This window comes from Vreelandella aquamarina (assembly GCF_020075495.1).
GTDB lineage: Bacteria > Pseudomonadota > Gammaproteobacteria > Pseudomonadales > Halomonadaceae > Vreelandella > Vreelandella aquamarina_A.
Map to the genome: position 1 here is coordinate 121,916 of NZ_JABYQT010000004.1, position 22,178 is coordinate 144,093.

Annotated in this window: 17 protein-coding genes and 1 pseudogene; 11 read left to right on the forward strand and 7 right to left on the reverse strand. The window is 58.9% G+C overall.

What is annotated here, in order from left to right; all coding sequences use genetic code 11:
- Window positions 1-5 precede the first annotated feature (5 nt).
- A complete protein-coding gene (locus tag HW452_RS08095; protein WP_224105599.1) occupies window positions 6-2,525 on the forward strand; it encodes a S8 family peptidase in 2,520 nt (839 codons plus the stop codon).
- A gap of 49 nt (window positions 2,526-2,574) precedes the next feature.
- On the opposite strand, the gene HW452_RS08100 is transcribed toward HW452_RS08095, so the two are convergent.
- From HW452_RS08100 to HW452_RS17700, 3 genes and pseudogenes are all read right to left on the reverse strand, one after another.
- A complete protein-coding gene (locus HW452_RS08100) occupies window positions 2,575-3,852 on the reverse strand; it encodes a restriction endonuclease subunit S (RefSeq protein ID WP_224105600.1) in 1,278 nt (425 codons plus the stop codon).
- Complete coding sequence (locus tag HW452_RS08105) at window positions 3,845-5,587, reverse strand: type I restriction-modification system subunit M (protein ID WP_224105601.1); 1,743 nt, start codon at window positions 5,585-5,587, stop codon at window positions 3,845-3,847. The genes HW452_RS08100 and HW452_RS08105 overlap by 8 nt, the downstream gene beginning before the upstream one ends.
- A 139-nt stretch (window positions 5,588-5,726) precedes the next feature.
- A pseudogene (locus HW452_RS17700) lies at window positions 5,727-6,178 on the reverse strand (inovirus Gp2 family protein).
- Between the two features lie 540 nt (window positions 6,179-6,718).
- On the opposite strand from HW452_RS17700, the gene HW452_RS08115 reads away from it, so the two are divergent.
- Entirely contained in the window at window positions 6,719-7,576 is an 858-nt protein-coding gene (locus HW452_RS08115; protein ID WP_224105602.1) for a DUF3883 domain-containing protein, read from the forward strand.
- A gap of 558 nt (window positions 7,577-8,134) precedes the next feature.
- A complete protein-coding gene (locus HW452_RS08120) occupies window positions 8,135-9,010 on the forward strand; it encodes a pirin family protein (RefSeq protein ID WP_224105603.1) in 876 nt (291 codons plus the stop codon).
- Here HW452_RS08120 and HW452_RS08125 read toward each other — a convergent pair.
- Window positions 9,007-9,618, reverse strand: a complete 612-nt coding sequence (locus HW452_RS08125; protein ID WP_224105604.1) for a DNA-3-methyladenine glycosylase family protein — start codon at window positions 9,616-9,618, stop codon at window positions 9,007-9,009. The genes HW452_RS08120 and HW452_RS08125 overlap by 4 nt on opposite strands.
- Before the next feature lie 208 nt (window positions 9,619-9,826).
- Between HW452_RS08125 and HW452_RS08130 the strand changes: the two genes are divergently transcribed.
- Both HW452_RS08130 and HW452_RS08135 read left to right on the forward strand, forming a co-directional pair.
- Window positions 9,827-11,035 (forward strand): MFS transporter, encoded by a 1,209-nt coding sequence (locus HW452_RS08130; protein ID WP_224105605.1) that lies wholly within the window; start codon window positions 9,827-9,829, stop codon window positions 11,033-11,035.
- A gap of 63 nt (window positions 11,036-11,098) precedes the next feature.
- The gene (locus HW452_RS08135) at window positions 11,099-11,350 is read left to right on the forward strand and encodes a hypothetical protein (protein ID WP_224105606.1); all 252 of its coding nucleotides are present in this window, start codon (window positions 11,099-11,101) and stop codon (window positions 11,348-11,350) included.
- Between the two features lie 4 nt (window positions 11,351-11,354).
- Here HW452_RS08135 and HW452_RS08140 read toward each other — a convergent pair whose 3' ends face one another.
- Complete coding sequence (locus HW452_RS08140; protein WP_224105607.1) at window positions 11,355-12,050, reverse strand: extensin family protein; 696 nt, start codon at window positions 12,048-12,050, stop codon at window positions 11,355-11,357.
- A 192-nt stretch (window positions 12,051-12,242) separates the two neighbouring features.
- Between HW452_RS08140 and gmk the strand changes: the two genes are divergently transcribed.
- From gmk to HW452_RS08160, 4 genes are all read left to right on the forward strand, one after another.
- Entirely contained in the window at window positions 12,243-12,875 is a 633-nt protein-coding gene (gmk, locus tag HW452_RS08145; protein WP_224105608.1) for a guanylate kinase, read from the forward strand.
- A 90-nt stretch (window positions 12,876-12,965) separates the two neighbouring features.
- The gene (gene rpoZ, locus HW452_RS08150; protein WP_018918467.1) at window positions 12,966-13,226 is read left to right on the forward strand and encodes a DNA-directed RNA polymerase subunit omega; all 261 of its coding nucleotides are present in this window, start codon (window positions 12,966-12,968) and stop codon (window positions 13,224-13,226) included.
- Between the two features lie 23 nt (window positions 13,227-13,249).
- The gene (locus tag HW452_RS08155) at window positions 13,250-15,385 is read left to right on the forward strand and encodes a RelA/SpoT family protein (protein ID WP_224105609.1); all 2,136 of its coding nucleotides are present in this window, start codon (window positions 13,250-13,252) and stop codon (window positions 15,383-15,385) included.
- 57 nt (window positions 15,386-15,442) lie between these two features.
- Window positions 15,443-15,832, forward strand: a complete 390-nt coding sequence (locus HW452_RS08160; protein WP_224105610.1) for a RidA family protein — start codon at window positions 15,443-15,445, stop codon at window positions 15,830-15,832.
- A 102-nt stretch (window positions 15,833-15,934) separates the two neighbouring features.
- On the opposite strand, the gene HW452_RS08165 is transcribed toward HW452_RS08160, so the two are convergent.
- Window positions 15,935-16,816 carry an SDR family oxidoreductase gene (locus HW452_RS08165; protein ID WP_224105611.1) on the reverse strand — a complete coding sequence of 294 codons (882 nt, stop codon included), beginning with the start codon at window positions 16,814-16,816 and terminating at the stop codon, window positions 15,935-15,937.
- A 152-nt stretch (window positions 16,817-16,968) separates the two neighbouring features.
- Here HW452_RS08165 and HW452_RS08170 point away from each other — a divergent pair, with 152 nt between their 5' ends.
- The gene (locus HW452_RS08170; protein ID WP_224105612.1) at window positions 16,969-17,898 is read left to right on the forward strand and encodes a hydrogen peroxide-inducible genes activator; all 930 of its coding nucleotides are present in this window, start codon (window positions 16,969-16,971) and stop codon (window positions 17,896-17,898) included.
- Window positions 17,895-19,973, forward strand: coding sequence for an ATP-dependent DNA helicase RecG (recG, locus tag HW452_RS08175; RefSeq protein WP_224105613.1), 2,079 nt, complete (start codon window positions 17,895-17,897; stop codon window positions 19,971-19,973). The genes HW452_RS08170 and recG overlap by 4 nt, the downstream gene beginning before the upstream one ends.
- A gap of 7 nt (window positions 19,974-19,980) precedes the next feature.
- On the opposite strand, the gene yccS is transcribed toward recG, so the two are convergent.
- Window positions 19,981-22,170, reverse strand: a complete 2,190-nt coding sequence (gene yccS / locus HW452_RS08180) for a YccS family putative transporter (protein WP_224105614.1) — start codon at window positions 22,168-22,170, stop codon at window positions 19,981-19,983.
- Window positions 22,171-22,178 lie beyond the last annotated feature (8 nt).

Consider the following 22,178-nt stretch of genomic DNA (forward strand, 5'->3'; position numbering starts at 1 on the left):
GCTTCATGGCGGATCGGAAACCGCATTTACTGGTTAACGGTGTTGGTAGTAGAGAAGATTTTCAGTCCCGAAGCCGAGGTAGAAGCCCCGAAGTTGCTCTTCAAGATAGGCATCAACACGGCACTGCCTTAGCACAGCAATACGCTAACGTGCTGGCTAGGCATGAGGCTCGCCAAGCTGAGCCGTTAGTACCTATTACAGATGAAACAGGTGTTTACGTTGAAGTTGTCGGATTTTCAGGCATCGAGCTCCCGTTAGAGAAGCTCGATAACCGCGACTTCAAGCTCTGTTCCTGCCGTAAGCAGGGTGACCACGAAGTCGCGACGGTTTTCATTCCTGAGTCACGGCGCGATGCTTTCAACCAAAAGCTCCACTGGTATCTTACTAAAGATACAGACAAGGGCATGCCTCGTAATCAGGCGTTTATCGACAGCATCGCTGAGATCAAGCTGGCAGATTTACGCTCCTTCTGGACAGATGCCCAAGAACTATTCCCCGAAGCAGCAGACCAGCCTGTGTGGTGGGAACTGTGGCTGAAAAAGCGGGCGACAGATCTATCTGCTAGCGAAGTGGCTGCACAGCTTGCTGAACGGCTTGACGCTGAGCTAAGCAACACCTCGCTTAGTTTCTTTGATAGTTTCGTTATTCTCATCAAAGCATCCGTTGACCAGCTTAAATCAGCTCCAGAGCTAATCGCCAACCTTGAAGAATTACGTCGCGCCAAACAGACTCCGAATGCGTTCATTTCTATGCCAGCTAAAGAGCAGCACGAGTGGGCCGATGAGCTAGCAGACCGGATACGGCTAGACGAAAGCACCACAACCGCTATTACGGTGCTGGATACAGGGGTCAATTTCCATCATCCACTACTAAGCCAGGTGATTACTCAGCAGGTGGCACAAGCGTGGGAGTCCAGCTGGCCTCTCTATGATGACTACCAGCCTACCTACCCCCTAGCGCCGTATAACGACCACGGTTCCAGGCAAGCGGGGCTAGCAGCGCTGGGTGAGCTAGATGAATCGTTACTTGCTACTCACGAGATCTGGCTTGCTTACCGAATTGAGTCTGGCCGCATATTGCCACCCGCTGGGAATAACGATCCTGAACTTTACGGCGCTATTACCGTAGGCACCGCAGCGAAGCTTGAAATTGATAACCCGGAGTTTTCCCGCGTTTATTCTCTGGCGGTTACCTCGCCCGCTGAATCGATAAGCGGGCAGCCTTCGTCCTGGTCTGCCGAAATTGATCAGTTCGCCTTCGGTCTGGAGGACGATTTACAAAGGCTGTTTGTGATTTCTGCTGGTAACAACCAATCGTTATACGCGACAGTGGATGTCTGGGATCAGGTACATCTCGCGGACATTGAAGACCCGGCCCAAGCATGGAACGCCTTAACCGTTGGTGCTTACACAGAAAAAACAACCAACGACGACCCCAGCTTTGTAGGCTGGGCACCTTTTGCCAAACCTGGGGATGTTGCCCCCGCGAGCCGGTCATCGGTGAATTGGGGCTGGCAAAAGCAAGCGCCTTATAAACCTGATGTGGTGGCAGAAGGCGGTAACCGGTTGTTATCGCCTGACGGCACGGAAGTGTCCGATGCTGACGTGGTGTCGCTATTAACCACCTCAGGCAGAACCAGCGGGCAGCTATTCGAGACCACCAAAGATACCAGCGCGGCCTGTGCGTTGGTTTCCAGACAGGCCGCACTGCTGATGGCGGAGTATCCTGATTACTGGCCAGAGACAATACGCGGGCTGATTGTTCATTCGGCGGAATGGACACCCCGAATGTGGGAGCGTTTTGACCTGCTGAACAAAAGCCAAACGCCCTCCAATGCTGCCAAGACGATGCTGCGATGCGTAGGCCACGGCGTTCCGAGCCTAGAGCGTGCAAGGTACAGTGCGAACAATGCCTTGACGTTGATTGTTCAGGATACCCTGCAGCCCTTCAAAAAGCCGAGTGGCAAGGCTTCTGACGATCCGAAACTGAACGAAATGCAACTTTATCAGTTGCCCTGGCCCGTGGAAGAGTTACGTACATTGCCGCCAGAGTTGGATATTAAATTACGGGTGACGCTGTCGTACTTTATTGAGCCAAACCCAGGCCGCAGAGGCTACCGCCAGCGCTACAGTTATCAATCTCACGGGCTGCGTTTCAATGTCATTCGTCCCAGTCAATCGTTAGAAAACTTTCGTGCTGCAATTAACCGCGTGGCCAACGAGTCTGTCGAGGGCTACCAAGGTGTCGAAGGTGATAGCAGTGGTTGGCTACTGGGTTCCCAAATCAGAACCCGAGGCTCGCTACACTCCGATACGTGGACAGGTTCAGCGGCGGATCTAGCCAATATGCACACACTAGCGGTCTATCCCGTGGGCGGCTGGTGGAAGTACCGTGCAGGAGAAGAACGCTGGCAAAACCGCGTTCGCTTTAGCTTGATCGTCAGCATCGACGTGCCGGATAGCGAGGTGGATATCTACTCAGAGGTCGAGAATCTGATTGAAGCCAGCGTGCAGGTGGAGACCTAAGAAAGCGGCATCGATACGCACTGTACGATGCCGTTACTTCAAAGATGGGCTAGTCGTCGGCCAGCTCGCGGGCATCGACATTGACGCGGACTTTGCCGGTGAGCAGGTCTTGCATTAGGGCTTTTTTGAACGATTGAATAGCGTTGATCTTATTGATGGTTTTTGTGATACGCGCTTCAACTGAGTCTAGAGCATTAGCTATGTTTTTTTGCTCAGATATGTCTGGAACAGCTATTGCGATACGGCCCAAAGACTCACCGCTGATACCTGCTCTTGTCGTAAACTTGCTGTTATCCATCATTTGCTTACGAACGGCGTTGCTTTGAAATACATATTTCAAAAAATTAGGGTGGAATAAGCCATTTTTTTGACGAGCACGAATAACGAAGCCGTTGAAAACCACATCGTCTCTTCGACCTAAATAGACATTAGAAAAGCCAATCTCGTCCGGTGTTTCAGAGGTTCTCGTGAAAAACACATCTCCAAAATGAACCCTGAACCTTGAGAGCTCCTTTTCATTCATTTCGACGAGCGCGCTAAGGTCTGAGTCCAGAATTCCTCCACCTACATAAACATTTTTGTAGCTGATAATTGGTACGCCATGACCAAAAGCATCCTTGTCTTTATTCACACCATTTTTAAGATCAAACACATCCCCCAATAGATAGCTTTCCCAGCCAACAGGAATCCTTCCCACAGGCGAATCTTTAAACTCGGTATGTGGAACGCCGCCCGGCCCAATACCTTTGGTCAGCAGCTCCTGCATCATGCCGGTTTTCAGGTCTTTCAGCTTGTCGATCTGGGCGCGTGTTTTTTCAATCACCTCGTCGACAGATGACAGGATGGCGGCGATTTTTTTCTGTTCGGGGAGTGGTGGGAGGTCGATAGGCAACAGTTTTAAGTCGTCGAGCCGAATACCCTTTACGGTTGAGCCAGTCGCGAGATTTTCGATTTTCTCACTTTGAGATAGGTACCAATGCAATATGAATCGCCAGTCTACTCCGCTAACCGGATAGAAGGCTTTCAAATCCTGATTAATTGCTACATCGCGGTCGAAGTAAACAGCTTTCCCGACTGCCATTCGGCAGGCAATGATCATTGTGTAGGCAGAAATCAGTTTGCTCGAGCTCTTTTCCAGCCCTTGAACTGAGATGCATTCTGCAGTGGAAGTAAGTGACACACGGCGCAAGTCTTTAACAGTTGCCCAAGGAATGCCACCATCCCAGTAGGTGGGTTCTATACGCGGAGGTGTTCCACCACCTTCAATTTTTTCAGCGAGGTCACCCAGCTCATGGATGCCCCACCCAGCAGGCACCCTGTTACTCATACCCCAGCTCCCTCAAATACCCCTTCATCACGCTTTCGGCTTCGGCTACTTCGGCATCCAGCTCATGCAGCGAGACCTTGTACTTATCCCACCAGCGTTCTAGCTGGCTGATAATAGCGTCGCTGTTTTCAGCATCGGGGGCTTCTTGCTGAACGATGTTACGTAGCTGCTCTTTGCTGTCGATGGCAGGTTTGAAGTCGTAGTAGGCCTCATCACGGCGATCAAATACGCAGCTTACGTCAAACTCCATCAGGATCTCTTCGCGGATATACTCGCTTTCCACTTCCCGCACGGGGATGCCGCCGTGGAGGATGGCAAGCACATCAAAGATTTCTGGCGGTGGGCTGGTGTCAGCATAGCGGCGGATGTTCAGGTTGTAATCGTTCTCGGCTATTTCAGCCATGCTGACGACCTTGGAGTAGCGCTTGATCTCGGCGTAATCGTCAAAGGTGGCGACGATCTTCTCAATATCCTGCGGACGCAGCTTGTTCTGGTTCTTGCCTTCCTCATATTCCAGCTCGCTGTTGATAAACAGCACCTTGCCTTTACGTTCGGCAGGCTTCTGCTTATTGATGATCAGCAGGCTGGCGGGAATGCCGGTGCCGTAGAACAGCGCCGGTGGAAGGCCAATCACCGCTTCCAGCAGGTCGTCTTGAAGAATGCCCTGGCGGATGGCCTTTTCACTGGCACCCCGGAACAGCACGCCGTGGGGCATCACCACGCCCATCATGCCCTCGGCATTCAGGCTGGCGATCATGTGTTGCACAAACGCCAAGTCGCCGGAATCTTTCGGCGGCGTGCCGTAGGGGTAGCGGCCATAGGGGTCATTATCGGCTTCCTCCTTGCCCCACTTTTTCAAGCTGAACGGTGGATTGGCCAGAACCCGGTCGAAGGTCATCAGCTCACCGCCTTGGGTGTGCTGCGGGTCGCCTAGCGTGTCACCCTTGCGAATATCGGCACTGTAAACACCGTGCAAGAACATGTTCATCTTGCAAATGGCCCAGGTATTCAGGTTCATTTCCTGGCCAAACAGCGACAAGTTGGCCGGGTTCTCGCCATTGACGGCTAGGTGATTGCGGGTTTGCACCAACATCCCGCCCGATCCCGCCGTTGGGTCGTAAATGCGCATGCCCGCATGGGGCTTGAGCAGCGATACTAGTAGCTGCACCACTTCAGAAGGCGTGTAGAACTCGCCGCCTTTTTTACCGGCGCTGTCAGCGAACATCTTGATCAGGTATTCGTAGGCCGTGCCCAGCAGGTCAGGCCGCTCGAAATCCTGGTTGCGTAACCGGTAGCGGCTGAAATGGCTAAGCAGATCCCGCAGCTTCTTATCAGAGAGCTTGTTCTTGATGTTGAAGTCGATGGATACCAGCACGCCTTCCAGCGTGGCGTTGTGTTCTTCAATCGCTTCGGTAGCCTTGTTCAGCTCCGCGCCAATGTCGTGCTTCAGGTCTTTGATGGCACCCCAGCGCGCAACTGGCGGGATGTAGAAGGTTTTGTCGTACTCGTCTTCGTCGTTGGCCAACTCACGCGCCTGGGCTTCGCTTTTGCCTTTGCTGAGGTAATACGCAACCACCGACTCCTGGGCTTCCTCGAAGGCATCTGATAAGCGCTTCAAGAACATCATGCCGAAGATGTAATCCTTGTATTCGGACGCATCCATATTGCCGCGCAGAATATCGGCGGCTTCCCATAAGAAGGATTCCAGCTGTTGCAGCGTAACGGTGTGGCTCATTGATGATTCCATGTATGGCAGTAATCGTGGGCATGGCGGATACCTAGCCCCCACAAAATAGTGAGCCGAGTTTAGCGGTGTGGGGGCATGTGGGCAAAGCGCTGCTTAGCAGCCTTGCTTCATGATTATGATGAGGCTTTCAGTGACGACTGGTGCCAAACGCTCGTACACCTAGCCCGTACTGCTTTGTATTCGTTTTACAGAGATAAGAGGCACGTGTGAAAGCCTGCTCAAAGCTAGTCAGGTCACCTCGGTCGATCCAGTAGTACGGGTTATCAGGTACGTGTACCCATGGCTCTTGAGGGTTCCAAGAGATTCCCAGCGCGCTGTACCAAGCACGTGACACCCGGCTGATAAGGTTCTCTTTTGAGAGGCTGCCTTACCTGGCATGTAATACGCGTCACGATTCAGTAGGAAGAAGAAGTGATAGTGCGGCTTGCCGTTACGGCCAATCTCCCGACACCACACGTAGTGCACCTTGGTATCAGGCACCCAGCCAGCCTTCCGCTTACTCTCGCGGTCATGTTTGATAATCGCTTTCAAGGAAGCGATGAACCTTGCGATAAGGCCTTTGTGATCCTCTAGCGTCATCCTGTCACTGATAACCGTGGGGATAACCGGGTCAATAGAGAAGCGATTAGCGAATCTGGCCCAGGCGCGTAAAAAGGCCTTTGAAGCTCCGGCCTCAATATGCGAGCCATAGAGGCGCCTGGTACGACCGTATTAACAACACTTTTGTGTTTTGTTTGTGGGTGAAATCAGGAGCCATTGCATTGCGACAATATTGGCACTTCGATACGACAGCGGTTAAAAAGAGCAAGGATGGGGGTACTGTAAAAATCTTGAAGACAGGCTATCTGATCAAGAAATGATGAATTTTCTCGGCTGATAATGCATGAGGGTATTTTATGAGCTGTGAAGTCATTTTAATAACCGTGTGCCCATACTCACTTCAGGGGCCCCGGCCGTCGGTGCAATGCCTTTATGCAGCAGTATTTAGCTTTTGGCATTTGGGTAGTATGTTGGGCAGTAACCCTGTTAAATGAGTGATTTTCAATTAATTAAGCATTTGATTTATATGGATAATTAATTCATATTCTATTTTAATATTCAGAATATTGAGTGAAAGATATGAGTCGAGCGACACCCTGGAGTACAAGTGAGGTCGAGGCGACCGTTCTCACCTACCGGCAGATGCTGGTGGCGGAACTAAGCGGGCAAAGCTATAACAAGCGCGAACTCAATCGAGCACTCATGACACGGCTCGATGGCCGCTCGGCTAGCGCTATCGAATTCAAGCACTGCAATATTAGTGCAGTGCTGCGCGATGCCAATTGTCCCTATGTGGATGGCTACAAGCCACGCAGCAACTATCAGCACAGCCTGGTTGAGGTGGTCGAGGAATTATTGCTGCGAAGCGAACTCGTTGATCGCGCGGCGCGTTTGGCCGCTGATCTTCCGGTGGTCGATACCACCGGTACTGTAGATGAGCGCATTATTGTCGAGCCTCCCAAAACGAAACCGCCGCAAAGAGGCGTTCGCGAACCCCACGCTGATTACTCGGTTCGCCTGCCACAAAAACGTGACTACCTGGCCCGGGAAACCCGCAATCGCGAGCTAGGGCTTGCGGGTGAGCATCTGGTGATGCGTTTTGAGCAGCACCGTTTGATTCAAGTAGGCCAGGAAAAACTTGCCGAGCGTGTCGAGCACGTGGCCATCACCCAAGGCGATGGATTGGGGTTCGATATTCGCTCCTTCGAACCCGATGGCCGCGACCGGCTGATTGAAGTCAAGACTACGGCGTTTGCCAAAGAAAGCGCGTTTTTCATTACACCCAACGAGCTCGACTGCTCGCGAGTTCATTCTGATCATTACCATCTGTTTAGACTGTTCAACTTTCGCAAGGGGCCGAAGCTCTTTTGCCTTAAGGGTGATTTACGCGGGCAGCTCTGGCTCGAGCCAGACAGCTACCGGGCGGGGGTGTGTTGATTTGATAGATAAATTAAAATTAATTCAGTTATTAACATAGGCACTCATCGTGTGCTGTGTTGAAGCGGTTCCTCCGCCTTCGCTCGCTCACGCTCTAACTTCCGCGTGAGCTCCTCCTCGGAAGGCGATACGGCAGATGCTTCACCGAAAATGGCTGTTTCTGATCAGCGAGTACCGAGTACTTTGCTACCGCTTCGCTTTTTTCACTGCACAGCATCAGCCCGGTAGTGGGGTGGTCATCACTGTTTTACGCTGCTCATCGTATGGGCGCACGTAGGTATCCATCTGGCCGATATCCTGATGTTTTGGCTTTCCGAGGTTCGGGCCCACCGGTAAAAAGCACTTCAGCTTCAAACTTTGCCGATTGAAATGGTTAGGTAACCGACCATCTTGCTGTAAGTAATGATTTGAAACCCTCGGAGCCTCTTACATCTGCACGTCTTGCGGTATTGAATGTTTCCTTGCTTCCAATTTCCTTCAACGAAACCGGATAAATTATTCGCTCAACATCGCCCGCCCCAGGTTTTAAGCTGAGGGTAACCTTGCAAGGAGTACCTTATGCCATCAGCGACTACCCCATCAGAGCGTCACGTGATTGCCCAGCACCCGGCTAGGCGCGATGATATCGGCGATCTGGTCACCCGGCGCCCGCTGCCGGGGCCGAAACTTGATCAGCTCGATCCGTTTCTGTTTCTGAACCATCACGGCCCGCAGGTGTATCCTGCGAACAACCAGGGTTTGCCCTTTGGCCCGCACCCGCACCGTGGCTTCGAGACGGTGACCTTCATTCTGGAAGGCTCGCTTGCCCACGCTGACAGCGCGGATCACCAGAGCGTGATTCATGCAGGTGGCGTGCAGTGGATGACCGCGGGCAGCGGCATCGTGCATGCCGAGATTTCGCCGCCGGAATTTCTGCGCGACGGCGGCCCGCTGGAGATTCTTCAGCTATGGGTCAACCTGCCTTCGCGCCTGAAGATGAGCGCGCCGCGCTATGCGGGCCTTCAGAAGAACGACATTCCAGCGATTGCGCTTTGCGAAGGTGGCGAACTGAACCTGATTGCCGGGCAGTGGGAAGGGCAGACCGGCCCCGTCGAGGCGCTGACCGGCGTGTTCATGTCGACGCTGAATCTACCGGCTGGCTCGCGCGAACAGTTGCCCGTGGCACCTGGCCGGCAGGTGTTTCTCTATGTTGTGAGCGGTGACGTCTCGGTGGGCGGCGAGTCGGTCAAGGCCCACCATCTGATCGAAGTGGACCGCGACGGCGAGTGCCTGGTGATCGAAGCCGGCAGCGATGCGCGGCTGGTGTTTGGTCATGGAGACGTGATCGACGAGCCGGTCTACTCCCACGGCCCGTTTGTAATGACCACTCGCGAGGAGATCGTTCAGGCGGTGGAGGACTACCAGGCGGGCAAGTTCGGCGGGTTGAATGCCTAAAGCGGCTCGCCGCGGTAGTAGTGCCACAGAAACAGCGACCCCACGCTGCGCCAGGGCGCCCAGTGTTCCACCATCTGGCGCGCCTGCTTGGGCGTGGGCTTGTTCTCCATTCTTTTCAGCCGGCCCAGCGCCACGCGCAGGGCCAGGTCATCGGCGGGGAACACGTCCGGGCGCTTGAGCGAGAACATCAGGTAGATTTCCGCACTCCAGCGGCCAAAGCCGCGAAGCTGGGTAATCGTAGCAATTACTTCTTCATCACTCAGGTGCTCCAGGCCGTCGGCACTGAACGTGCCGGCAAGTTCCGCCTCGGCAAGCCCCTTGGCGTACTCGATCTTGCGCCATGAGAGGCCGGCATCGCGTAGCGCTTGGCCTTCGGTATCGATCACCGCCTTGGCGTGCAGCTCGGGCAGAAGGGTGTTCACCCGTGCCATGATGGCACGTGCGGCTTCGGTGGAAAGCTGCTGGCTGACGATGGTGGAGAAGAACGTCGCAAAGCCTTTATCGCGCTCGCGGGGTGACGGCACGCCCACCAGCGGAAGCGCCCGGGCGATATCCGGGTCGGCCTTGGCGAGCGCCTGCATGGCGTGTTCGATCGTTTCAGGGGTCATGAACGGCCTTCCTCGCGCAGAACATCGATAGGCATTGTTCTCTCTATTAAGCCTTCAAACCCCTATCTGCTTCAATAGGTAACCCTCCAAGTGAAATATTCACCAGCTAATATTTTGCTGGATGTATTTATACTTTTGTCTAGGCTTGCGATCATTGCTCGTTAGCCATCAGGAAGAACAGCACGCCACGCGTGCGTTGGGAGAAAACATGCAAGAGTCGACCCAGGGGCTGGCGCGCAATCCGCGTCTGGCCGAATTCGCCTTGGCGTTAGGTGGGTTTGGTATCGGCACCAGTGAATTCGTGATCATGGGGCTGATGAACCGCGTTGCCGGGGATCTGGCGGTCAGCGTGCCGCAGGTCGGCTATGCGATCAGCAGCTATGCGCTGGGCGTGGTGGTCGGCGCGCCGCTGATCTCGGCGCTGGCCGCGCGGGTGCCTAAACGGGCGCTGTTGATTGCGTTGATGCTGGTGTTTGCCGTGGGCAATATCGCCAGCGCCATGGCGCCGGGGTTCTGGTCGTTCGTGGGGCTGCGCTTCATCGCCGGCCTGCCGCACGGCGCCTATTTCGGCGTGGCGGCGCTGGTGGCGGCAGGCGCCGTGCCGGTAGATCAACGCGCCCGGGCCATTTCAAGGGTGATGCTGGGGCTGACTACCGCCATCTTGATTGGTGCACCGCTGGGTACCTGGGCGGGCAATCAGTTTGGCTGGCAGATCGCCTTTGCCGGCGTCGGCGGTATTGCGCTGCTGACCGCGGTGCTGATTCGTTTCTGGGTACCGGTGCAGCCCTTCGATGCCCTGGCAAGCCCGCTTCGCGAGCTTGGCGCCCTGGTCAAGCAGCGCGTGCTGGTCACCGTTGCCATTGCCTGTGTGGGCTGCGGCGGCATGTTCTCGATCTTCAGCTACGTCATGCCGACGCTGACCCAGCAGGCTGGCATGAGTGAGGCGCTTGGGCCACTGGTGCTGGTGATTTTCGGTATCGGCTCGATCATCGGCAACCTGGCGGGGGGGCGCATGGCAGACAAGAACCTGATGCGTGCCATTCCGCGCATCCTGATCTGGTGTGCGGCGATTCAGGGGGGCTACTACCTGGCGGCGGACTACGTCTGGTCGGGGCTTCTGTTCGTGGGCCTGGTGGGCACCTGCATGGCGCTGGCGCCTTCGCTGCAGACCCGCTTGATGGACGTGGCGGGCGACGCCCAGACCATGGCCGCCTCGCTCAACCATGCGGCGTTCAATGGTGCCAACGCACTCGGCGCCTGGCTTGCCGGGCTGGTGATCAGCGCGGGCTTTGGCTGGTCGAGCACCGGCCTGGTAGGCACGGGGCTGGCGCTTTGCGGGCTGGGCATCTTCTTTCTGGGCAAGTGGCTCGAAGCGCGCGATGCCGGACCGGCGCCCGCCCCCTCGCGGTCGCTTTAAAGTGGCAAAAAAGGGCAATCGTTCCTACTGTGTATAGGGTGCAACCCATAAGGAGGTGACCCCATGCATACTCAAGTAACGAAAACACCACGTATTCTGACCCTTGCTGCCATCGCGGCACTGACGATTGGCCTGGCCGGTTGTGGTTCGACCTCCGGTGAGCGTGCTACCAGCGGCGCCGGTGTCGGCGCGGCGGTAGGTGCCGGTACGGCGGCGGCCACTGGTGGCAGCGTCGGCGGCGGCGCGATTCTTGGCGCAGGCGCCGGTGCGGCGGCCGGTGCGCTGACCGACGAAGACGATATCAACCTCGAGTAATCCTTTAACGGCAAAGCCTGAAGCCGCGCATGCCCATATGAAAATGGTCGGCATGCGCGGCGTTGTAGTCCGGACCGATCACGTTGCCGAAGGTCTGACAGCCGCCATCCCGGGCGGCACGCAGGAACTCTCCCGCTTCCCCCTCGTCATCCCAGTGGTTGATCAGCGTAATGCGCTGGCCATTCTCGAACCGAAAGCCTGTCACATCCAGCGCTTCCGCCGTGGCATGTTCGCTGCGCCGGGCGTTCTCGCGGTGATAGATATTGCGACAGGCAAAGCTGCCTACGTGGTCCACCTGGCGTACCCGGCTGCCCATGATCGCTTCGGCGGCAGGCTGCAATTCGTGGCGTTCGTACATCACCCAGGCAAGCGCCAGCGGGCAGCTGGCCACGAAACTCTGGCTGAACTGCACGCTGCTGGACTGCATGCGCACGATGTTGCTCAGCGGGCAGTTGGCGGTCGGTGAGTAGTCATCCAGTGGCGTGTAGCGCAGCTCGCCCTCGGGAACGGTATCCAGCGCGGCCAGGCAGCCCTCCCGGTCGCCTTCCAGGCGCTTGAGCTTGAGCTGCGTGACCGGGGTGACAGGGTCATCGACGTGCAGCGGTGCCCAGGGCGCCCACTGGCGGGGAATCTCGATGATGCCTTTCTGCACCGCCACACCCAAGCCAATCAACAGCAGTATGAACAGCGTGCTGCGCATTCAACCTCCCCTCTATCTTGATACACGTGCTGATATGAGCGCGGACGCAAATGCTACAGTCCGCGCAGCGGGTGTGCGATACTGCGCACCTTTAGGCTAGTTACCGTGCGGCCTAAAGCGCCGATTATCTTTTAGTCACTACGTTCAGTGGCTATCTATCGCCAACTCTTTTGCTAACTAGGGAAGCGCTTCATGTCCCAGGGTACGCTTTTTATCGTTTCCGCACCGTCGGGTGCCGGCAAGACCAGCCTGGTTCGCGAGCTGATCGAGCGCCTGGACGGTATCCAGGTCTCGGTATCGCACACTACGCGCAAGATGCGTGACGGCGAGGTAGACGGCGTCAACTATCATTTCACCGATGTGGCCGACTTTGAAGCAATGATCGAGCGCGGCGACTTCTTCGAGTATGCCAACGTCTTCGATAATTACTACGGCACCTCGCGCCAGGCGGCCCAGGCGCTGCTGGCCGCCGGCCAGGATGTCATTCTGGAGATCGACTGGCAGGGCGCCCAGCAGGTGCGCAGGCAGATGCCGGAGGCGGTCTCCATCTTCATCCTGCCGCCATCGCGCGCCGAACTCGAGCGTCGTCTTTCAAGCCGCGGTACCGATGAGCACGCGGTGATCGCCCGGCGCATGCGCGATGCAATCAGCGAGATGTCCCACTTCGATGAGTATGATTACCTGGTGATCAACGATGACTTCACCACGGCGCTTTCGGAGCTCGAGTCGCTGGTGATCAGCCGTCGCTTGGCCCAGGCGACCATGCGCGAGCGCCATGCGCCGTTGCTCGAAGCGCTCTTGTCACAGGCGCCCGGCGTCGAGTAATCTAACAGGTTCTATCACTATTCTTTTTCGCTGGGCCGGTGTCGTTATCCAACCACGTCGGCCCGGTGTCGTCATTACAGGAAGGCCCTCATGGCTCGCGTAACCGTTGAAGATTGTCTGGAAAATGTCGAAAACCGCTTCAAGCTGGTGATGATTTCCACCCAGCGTGCCCGCCAGCTGGCGCGCGGCTCGCGCGATGCGCAACTGGCGTGGGAAAACGACAAGCCCACCGTGATGGCGCTGCGCGAAATCGCCGCGGGCCTGGTCGACCACACGGTACTCGACGAGCCGGTCGAAGCGCCCGTTCGCGCGCGTCCCGCCATGGCTCCCAGCGCCCAGATCGACGACTAAGCAACCCGGCAGAGGCGCGGTAAATGTTCACCATCGATGACCTGGCCGATCGACTCGGCGGCTATCTACCCCCGGACGAGATCCAGCAGGTCAAACGCGCCTTCTACTACGCCGAGCAAGCCCACGACGGCCAGCGCCGTCGCTCCGGCGAGCCCTACGTCACCCATCCGCTGGCGGTTGCCAATATCCTGGCCAACATGCACATGGACCATCAAAGCCTGATGGCCGCCATGCTGCACGATGTCATCGAGGACACCGGCGTTTCCAAGAAAGCCCTGACGGCTCAGTTCGGCCAGCCGGTGGCGGAGCTCGTGGACGGTGTCTCCAAGCTGACCCAGATCACCTTCGAAGACAAGGCCGTGGCGCAGGCGGAAAACTTCCAGAAGATGGTGCTGGCGATGTCGCGGGATATCCGCGTCATCATCGTCAAGCTGGCCGACCGCCTGCATAACATGCGCACCCTCGGTGCTCTGCGTCCGGACAAAAAGCGCCGCATTGCCCGGGAAACCCTGGAAATCTACGCGCGTATCGCCGGGCGGCTGGGCATCAACACCATCCGTATCGAGCTCGAGGATCTATCGTTTCAGGCAATCCATCCCATGCGCGCCGAGCGTATCAAGCGTGCCGTGGCCAGCGCTCGCGGGCATCGGCGCAGTGCCATGCGCGAAATTCAGGCCGCGCTTCAGCAGAGCCTGGATGACGAAGTGCTCCAGGGCACGGTGGTGGGGCGCCAGAAGCACCTGCTCTCGATCTACAAGAAGATGCGCGACCAGCGCAAGCCGTTTGCGGAAATCATGGACGTGTTCGGGTTTCGCATCATTACCGAGGACGTGGCCAGCTGCTATCGCATCCTCGGCGTGGTGCACAACCTGTACAAGCCGGTGCCGGGGCGCTTCAAGGACTACATTGCCATCCCCAAGGCCAACGGCTATCAGAGCCTGCACACCACGCTCTTCGGCTCGCGCGGCATGCCCATCGAAGTGCAGATCCGCACCCGCGAGATGGAGGCCATGGCCAACAACGGCATCGCCGCCCATTGGCTCTACAAGGCGGGGCAGACGACCCACCCGATTGCCGAGGGCAGCCACGCGCGTGCGCGCGCCTGGGTGAAGGGCTTGCTTGAAATGCAGCGCCATGCAGGCAATTCGCTGGAGTTCATCGAACACGTCAAGAACGACCTTTTTCCCGACGATATCTACGTGTTCACGCCCAAGGGCGACATCATGGAGCTGCCTCAGGGCGCCACGGTGATCGATTTTGCCTACAGCGTGCATACCGATATCGGCAACAACTGCATTGCCTGCCGGATCGACCGCCACCTCGCCCCGCTTTCCACCCGCCTGGAAAGTGGCCAGACCCTGGAGATCATCACCGCCCCCGGCGCACGGCCCAACCTTGCCTGGCTGAGTTTCGTGTCTACCGCCAAGGCGCGCTCGGCCATTCGTCATGCCCTGAAGCACCAGCAGCAGACCGAAGCGGTAGCGCTGGGGCGGCGGCTGCTCAACAAGGCGCTGGCGCCTTTCGAAACCAGCCTCGAAGAGCTCGATGCCGACGTACTCAAGCAGGTGGTCAAGGAGCTGGAGGTGGCCTCGGAAGAGGCGCTGATGGAGTCGCTGGGGCTTGGCAATCGCATGGCCCACGTGGTGGCCCGGCGACTGGTGGACGTGATCCACGGCGAGCGCTTTGATGCCCGGCGGGCGGAGCTTGATAGTGAAAAGGCGGTGCTGATCAGCGGCAGCGAAGGCATGGTGATCAATTTTGCCCGCTGCTGTCACCCGCTGCCCGGCGACCCGGTGCTGGGCCATCTTTCCATGGGCAAGGGGCTGGTGGTGCATCGCGCCGAGTGCCGCAATCTGGTCGAGCACAAGAACGACCCGGAAAAGCTCTTCACGCTCGAGTGGTCGGATGCCATCGACGAGGATTTCCCGGTGGCGCTGCGTATCGAGATCGAGAGCCGCCGCGGCCTGGTGGCCGAGCTTGCCGGCCTGGTGACCGATGCCGACGCCAATATCGAACGCATTGGCATCGAAGAGCGCGATGCGCGCCTCTCGACGGTGAATTTGACGCTGTCGGTCAAGGGGCGCGTACACCTTGCACGTATCATCAAGCGTATCCGCAATCTGCCGAACGTGGGCAAGATCACGCGCATGACCAATTAAGCCGTATCGCCTCGGGCCGGCTGTCGTCAATCAATAACTAAAGGAGCGAGACATCGCATGAGCAACAAAGCCGTTATCAATACTGACAAGGCGCCGGCCGCCATCGGTCCTTACTCTCAGGCCATCAAGGCAGGCAACACGGTCTATCTTTCCGGCCAGATTCCGCTTGATCCGGCGACCATGGAGATTGTCTCCGACGATTTCGAAGCCCAGGCGCGCCAAGTATTTACCAATCTGCAAGCAGTCTGTGAAGAAGCGGCGGGCTCGCTGAGCGACGTGGTCAAACTCAACCTGTACCTGGTCGATCTGGACAACTTCGCCATCGTGAACAAGGTAATGGAAGAGTTCTTTGCGTCACCGTTCCCGGCTCGTGCGGCGGTGGGCGTCAAGGCGCTGCCCAAGGGCAGCCAGGTCGAAGCCGAAGCCGTCATGGTGATCGGCGATTGATCCCTGAGTGCCTGTACGGCGGCAGGGTGGCAGAAAAAACACCGGCCCGGCGCAGTAAGCGCCGGGCCGGTGTCGTTTAGCATTGCGCCACGATAAGGCGTCTTACGCCTTCTGAGGCTCCAGAAAGCCGCCTTCCTTGAGAATCTGCGCGTACCCTTCACGGTAGCTTGGGTAGAGGAAGGTATAGCCGGTTTCCAGGATGCGCTGGTTATCGCAGCGCTTGCTGGCCCGGCGGCGCAGCGGCGACTGCATGGTATCGGTGGATTCCACCTTGAGCTGCTGGCCGATCCAGGCCATGACGTTATGCAGGGTCACCGGCTCGCAGTCGCTGCCCAGGTAGAGCTCGGCAATCGGCTGGCCGTTCTCCTGGCAGCGCATCAGGTGCGCCAGAATACCGGTGCAGTCGTCCCGGTGAATGCGGTTGGAGTAGATGACCGGCGTGACCGCGGCCATGCGACCTTCCGCCACCTGGTGAATCAAGCGGTCGCGGCCAGGGCCGTAGATGCCGGAAAAACGCACCACGGTGCCCGGCAGCGGATGATTGAGCAGTGCCTGCTCGGCTTCATGCATCAGCTTGCCGGAGAAGCTGGTCGGGCCAATGGGGCTGTCTTCGTTGACCGCCTCGCCTTCCTGCTGGCCGTAGACGCTGGTGGAGGAGACAAAGAATACCCGGCGCGGCGGTTTTTCGTGCTGCTCCATGACGCTCAGCACGCGCTTCAAGCCGTCCGGATAGGCGCTCTGGTAAGCGCTCTCCTCGAAACGGTCGGCGCTGACGCTGTAGATCACGTAGTCGGCCTGGGGCAGGGCCGAGGCTCCCGCCTCGTCAAGCTCATCGAGGTCCAGTTTCAAAGGCTCGATGCCCGTACCCTTCAAGGCCGCGGTGTTACGGCGTACGCCAATGACCTTGTGGCTCTCGTCGATCAGCTCGCGGCCCAGGGTAATGCCGATATCCCCGCAGCCGATAATCAGTACCGTTAGCTTCACCTTATCCACTCCTTTTGATAAATATTCCCTATTAGATACAAACTCCCTGCAAGATGTGACATGGTCAGCAGGGTTTGCCTGTCCTTTTCCGTCCCGCTGAGGGCGATGATCTTAGTCACGAGCTGCTACGAGAGGATGCCACTGGCGCCGCTATGACTTTAACAGAACTACGCTACATCGTAACCCTTGCCCAGGAACGCCATTTTGGCCGCGCGGCCGAGCGCTGCCATGTTTCCCAGCCTACGCTTTCGGTTGCGGTCAAGAAGCTCGAGGAAGAGCTCGAGATTCCGCTGTTCGAGCGCTCCAAGTCGACCATCCAGGTGACCCCGCTGGGCGAAAAGATCATCGCTCAGGCCCAGCGGGTACTCGAACAGAGCCGGCTGATCTACGAGATGGCCAGCGCCGGGCGCGACCAGCTCTCCAACACGCTGCGGATCGGTGCCATTTATACCATCGGCCCCTATCTGTTTCCGCACCTGATTCCCGCCCTGGCCGATATCGCGCCGCAGATGCCGCTGTATATCGAGGAGGGCATGACCGGAACGTTACGTGCTAAGCTGAAAAATGGTGAGCTCGACGTCATTATCGTGGCGCTGCCGTTTACCGACACCGATATCGTGACCAAGCCCATTTATGAAGAGCAATTCGAAGTCTTGATGCCTGCCAACCACCGCTGGGTCGAGCGCACCGCGATCCATAAAGAGGATCTGCTCGAGGAGCGCCTTTTGCTGCTCGGTGAAGGTCACTGCTTTCGCGACCAGCTTCTCGAGGCGTGCCCGGCGATTACCCAGAAGCTCAACAGCCCGAACAACACGCTGATTGCTGAAGGTGGCTCGCTCGAGACCATCCGCCACATGGTGGCCTCGAAACTGGGCATTACCGTGCTGCCGCAGTCCGCGCTCGGCAAGGACCAGTACGAAAACGCCATGCTGGAGAGCCGTCCGTTCGTGGACCCGGCGCCTTCGCGCACGGTGGCCATCGCCTGGCGGGCGAGCTTCCCGCGGCCCAAGGCCATCGATGCCCTGGTGGAGGCGATCAGCCGCTGCCAGCAACCCGCCAGATCGGTCAACCCAGGCTCATGAGCGACCTGACCGGCCCCGTTACCACGCTGAAAGGCGTGGGCGAAGCGCTGGCACTGAAATTGTCGCGGCTCGGCATCGAGCACGTGAGTGATCTGCTGTTTCATCTGCCGCTGCGCTATCAGGACCGCACTCGGCTCACGCCGATTGGCCTGCTGCGCGCCGGGCAGGAAGCCGTCATCGAAGGCGAAGTCACCGCCTGCGATGTGGTCAAGGGGCGTCGCCGCAGCCTGCTGGTGCGCCTGCGCGACGCCAGCGGCATCCTGAGCCTGCGCTTTTTTCACTTCTCGCCCGCCCAGCAGCAGCAGATGCGCCCCGGCGCCTCGCTGCGCGCCTTTGGTGAAGCGCGGGCGGGGGCCACGGGCCTCGAGATCTATCACCCGGAATATCGCCTGGGTGGCAGCAGCGAGACGCCGGTGGATGAGTACTTCACGCCCATCTACCCCACTACGGAAGGCTTGAATCAGGCGCGCCTGCGGGCGTTGACGCAGCAGGCCCTGGAGATGCTGGACAGCGCTCCCGAGGCGCTGCCCGATGTAATTCCCGAGCCGCTGCGTCAGCGCTTCCACCTGCCGGGCCTGCACGCCTGCCTCCACGTGTTGCACCAGCCGCCGCCGGATGTGGATATCGACAAGCTGACCCTGGGCCAGCACCCCGCCACGCGCCGGTTGGCGATGGAAGAACTGCTGGCGCACCAGCTCAGCCTGCGCGAGGTGCGCCTGCGCATCCAGGCCGATGGCGCGCCGGTACTGCCCTCTGGGCGCAGCCTCCAGGCGCGCTTTCTGGCCCAGCTGCCCTTCGCCCTGACCGGTGCCCAGCGCCGGGTGCTCGAGGAGATCGCTCTGGACCTGGGCCGTCCGGCCCCCATGCTGCGCCTGGTGCAGGGGGATGTGGGCTCGGGCAAGACCGTGGTGGCCGCCATGGCGGCGCTCGCTGCCCTGGCCGGTAACTGCCAGGCGGCGATCATGGCGCCGACGGAAATCCTCGCCGAGCAGCACTACCGGGCATTCAAGGCCTGGTTCGAGCCGCTGGGGATCGAGGTAGCGTGGCTTGCCGGCAAGCTCAAGGGCAAGCAGCGCCTGGACGCCAAGGCCGCCATTGCCGATGGCCGGGCGCGCATGGTGGTGGGCACCCACGCGCTGTTTCAAGGCGATGTTCACTTTCAATGCCTGGGGCTTGCGATCATCGACGAACAGCACCGCTTTGGCGTTCACCAGCGCCTGGCGCTGCGGGAAAAGGGCGAGGCGGGCGGATTGACCCCGCACCAGTTGATCATGACCGCCACGCCCATTCCGCGCACGCTTGCCATGAGCGCCTACGCGGATCTGGATGTCTCGGTGATCGACGAACTACCGCCCGGGCGTACGCCGGTCAAGACCGTGGTGGTTTCCGACGAGCGCCGCCCGGAGGTGGTCGAACGTATTCGCAAGGCATGCAGCGAGGGCCGCCAGGCCTATTGGGTATGCACGCTGATCGAGGAGTCCGAGGCGCTTCAGTGCCAGGCCGCGGAAGTCACCAGCCAGGAGCTGACCGACGCATTACCCGAACTTGCCATCGGGCTGATTCACGGACGCATGAAGGCTGGCGAAAAGGCGGAGATCATGGCCGCCTTCAAGCAGGGCGAGCTGGATCTGCTGGTCGCGACCACGGTGATCGAGGTGGGGGTGGATGTGCCCAATGCGAGCCTGATGATCATCGAGAACCCGGAGCGCCTTGGGCTTTCCCAGCTGCACCAGCTGCGTGGCCGGGTAGGGCGCGGCAGTACGGAAAGTTTCTGTGTGCTGCTTTATCATCCGCCGCTTTCCAAAAGCTCCCGCCAGCGCCTGGGCGTGATGCGCGAAACCACCGACGGTTTTCGTATCGCCGAGAAGGACCTGGAAATTCGCGGCCCTGGCGAGGTGCTCGGCACTCGCCAGACAGGGCTTGCGCAGATGAAGATTGCCGACCTCGAGCGTGATGGTGATCTGCTTGAACGCGTAACGTCCCTGGCCGCCGAGTTACAGCACACCCCGCAGGTAACCGCCGTGCTGGTACGCCGCTGGCTCGGCGAGGCGGCGGGCCGCTACGGGCAGGTCTGAGGCTCTTTCAGCCCTTCACCGGGCTGATCAGCCGGTTGGCCGCCTCGCCCAGCGGTGCCAGCTGTTCGCCAATCAGGCGTAGCTGGCTCTGAATCGGGCGGTACACCACCACCGCTTGTTCCTCGGCAGCCGCCGTCTGCTCGTCCAGCTGCGCGACCAGCGCCTGTGCCTGTTCGGCCAAGGTGCCGGTGTCGGTCAACTGGCGCTTGTCGAGCTGCTCGGCCAGATGTTCCAGCATGTCGCCCATCTGCCGGGCCACCGGCACCAGCGCGGTATCGTCTTCGTCTTCGGCCAGCTGATGGCGGTGGGCGCCGAGGGCGGAAAGGTGGCTCAACAGCGTATTGGAGAGCACCAGAAAGCGCAGGCCGTTATCCGCATCCTGCTTGCGGTAGTGCCCCGGCTCGTGGAGCATGTTGGTCAACAGCGTGGAAAGCGCGGCATCGGCGTTGTGCGCGTTTCGGCGCGCCAGGCGATAGGCCAGACCATCCTGCTTGCCTTCCTGGTACTGGCGCACGATTTCATCCAGGTAGCGGCGGTGGCTGGTGATCACCTTGGCCGCTTCGCGGTAGAGTCTGCGCCCCTGCCAGTCGGGCAGAATGAAGAACACGGCAAGCCCGGCAATCAGCGAGCCGATGAGCGTATCAAACAGGCGTGGCCAGATCAGGTCGAAGCCATCACCCACCTGATTGAAGCTGCACAGCACCAGCAGGGTGATGGACGCCGTTGCGACCACGTAGCGCTTCTCGCGGTTGGCAAAGAAGGTGACGCCCGCCGCCACGGCGATCATGCTCTGCACGCCGGGCTGGGGAAACAGGCTGATCGATGCCCAGCCGACCACCAGCCCCAGCACCGTCCCCAGGATCCGCTGAGAGAGAAAGCGCCGCGTGGTGGCAAAGTTGGGCCGACACACGAACAGCGTGGTCAACAGAATCCAGAAGCCCTGTTCCGGGTCCAGCCACTGAAGCAGCCCATAACCCGCTACCAGCGCCGACGTAAGGCGTATGGCGTGGCGAAAGGTGGGCGAGCCCAGCGTCAGGTTGAGACGCACCCGGTTCCAGGCCTCCAGCAGGCTGGAGGGCGAGCGGTCAAACAGCGCGCTGTCGCGCCGCTCGTCGTCCATGTCTGGATTGTGGGCGCTGGCAATCTGGCCTTCGAGAGTGGCCAGGTTGTCCGCCAGCGCATTGAGCGGGCGCATCAGCGGGCGCCATTCGGGCTTGCCGCGGTCGCTCAGATTATCGATCGAGGCGCGCAGGTCGGCCAACGCCTCTTCGCTCTGGTGGTGATCGAACGGACGGTTGAGCAGCAGCGATTTGGCCAGCTGGCGGCAGGCGCGGCCCTGCTGATCCAGCAGGCGCTGGCAGCGAAACAGTACGTCGTGATGAAAGAAGGCCTCGGTCAGCGCGCTGTAGGGGTAGTGGGTCGAGCTCGCCCGTTCATGGATGTCCTGGGCAATAAAGTAGATGCGCAGGTAGCGGTTCAGCTTGCGGTTGCCGCGCTGGCCCTCAAGGCGCCGGAAGATCATCTCCTTGGCCTGGTTGAGCGCCTCCACCACCTTGCCGTTCTGACGCGCCAGCGCCACCCGGCGGGCCTCCACGTCCACGCCGCGCACCGGCTCGAACAGCGCCGACTTCAGAATCAGAAACTCACCCAGCGTCTTGTACAGCCGCGCCATGCTCTGCTTGAGCGGCTGACGCGAAAAGAGCACACACCACACCACCGAGATGAGCCCGTACCAGGCGGCCCCGGCAATCAGTTGCAGCTGGCGCGTGGAGACCTCCTGGTCGACCCCGCCGTGCTGCTCGATATTGATCATCGAGTAGATCGACAGAATCAGCGTACCCGAGGCGATCGTGGCATAGCGCTGACCGATGGCGCCGAGCATGATCAGGGTAAAGGTGGAAAGCGCCAGCCCCAACGCAAACAACCACGGCCAGGGAAACAGCCACTGAACCACAAACGAGGCCAGGGTGAAGCATGAAAGTGTCACGACCAGCGCCTGAAGCCGCCCCTGCCAGCTGTCATCGGTTTCCGAGAGCGCGCAGGCAATGATGCCCAGAAACAGCGGTATCACAAGGGCAATGTTGCCGGAGTAGAGGCTGAACAGCAGCGCGCCACTGAACGCCAGAAAGACACGCAGGCTGTAGGCAAACTTGTCCAGCGTCCAGAGACGCCGCAGCGGCAGTGAAAAAGAGGGCATAGACGCTC

Bases quoted from the DNA above. Each gene is read 5' to 3' on its own strand.
- HW452_RS08095 (WP_224105599.1), top strand. From the start codon at position 6: ATGGCGGATCGGAAACCGCATTTACTGGTTAACGGTGTTGGTAGTAGA.
- HW452_RS08100 (WP_224105600.1), bottom strand. From the start codon at position 3,852: ATGAGTAACAGGGTGCCTGCTGGGTGGGGCATCCATGAGCTGGGTGAC.
- HW452_RS08105 (WP_224105601.1), bottom strand. From the start codon at position 5,587: ATGAGCCACACCGTTACGCTGCAACAGCTGGAATCCTTCTTATGGGAA.
- HW452_RS08115 (WP_224105602.1), top strand. From the start codon at position 6,719: ATGAGTCGAGCGACACCCTGGAGTACAAGTGAGGTCGAGGCGACCGTT.
- HW452_RS08120 (WP_224105603.1), top strand. From the start codon at position 8,135: ATGCCATCAGCGACTACCCCATCAGAGCGTCACGTGATTGCCCAGCAC.
- HW452_RS08125 (WP_224105604.1), bottom strand. From the start codon at position 9,618: ATGACCCCTGAAACGATCGAACACGCCATGCAGGCGCTCGCCAAGGCC.
- HW452_RS08130 (WP_224105605.1), top strand. From the start codon at position 9,827: ATGCAAGAGTCGACCCAGGGGCTGGCGCGCAATCCGCGTCTGGCCGAA.
- HW452_RS08135 (WP_224105606.1), top strand. From the start codon at position 11,099: ATGCATACTCAAGTAACGAAAACACCACGTATTCTGACCCTTGCTGCC.
- HW452_RS08140 (WP_224105607.1), bottom strand. From the start codon at position 12,050: ATGCGCAGCACGCTGTTCATACTGCTGTTGATTGGCTTGGGTGTGGCG.
- gmk (WP_224105608.1), top strand. From the start codon at position 12,243: ATGTCCCAGGGTACGCTTTTTATCGTTTCCGCACCGTCGGGTGCCGGC.
- rpoZ (WP_018918467.1), top strand. From the start codon at position 12,966: ATGGCTCGCGTAACCGTTGAAGATTGTCTGGAAAATGTCGAAAACCGC.
- HW452_RS08155 (WP_224105609.1), top strand. From the start codon at position 13,250: ATGTTCACCATCGATGACCTGGCCGATCGACTCGGCGGCTATCTACCC.
- HW452_RS08160 (WP_224105610.1), top strand. From the start codon at position 15,443: ATGAGCAACAAAGCCGTTATCAATACTGACAAGGCGCCGGCCGCCATC.
- HW452_RS08170 (WP_224105612.1), top strand. From the start codon at position 16,969: ATGACTTTAACAGAACTACGCTACATCGTAACCCTTGCCCAGGAACGC.
- recG (WP_224105613.1), top strand. From the start codon at position 17,895: ATGAGCGACCTGACCGGCCCCGTTACCACGCTGAAAGGCGTGGGCGAA.
- yccS (WP_224105614.1), bottom strand. From the start codon at position 22,170: ATGCCCTCTTTTTCACTGCCGCTGCGGCGTCTCTGGACGCTGGACAAG.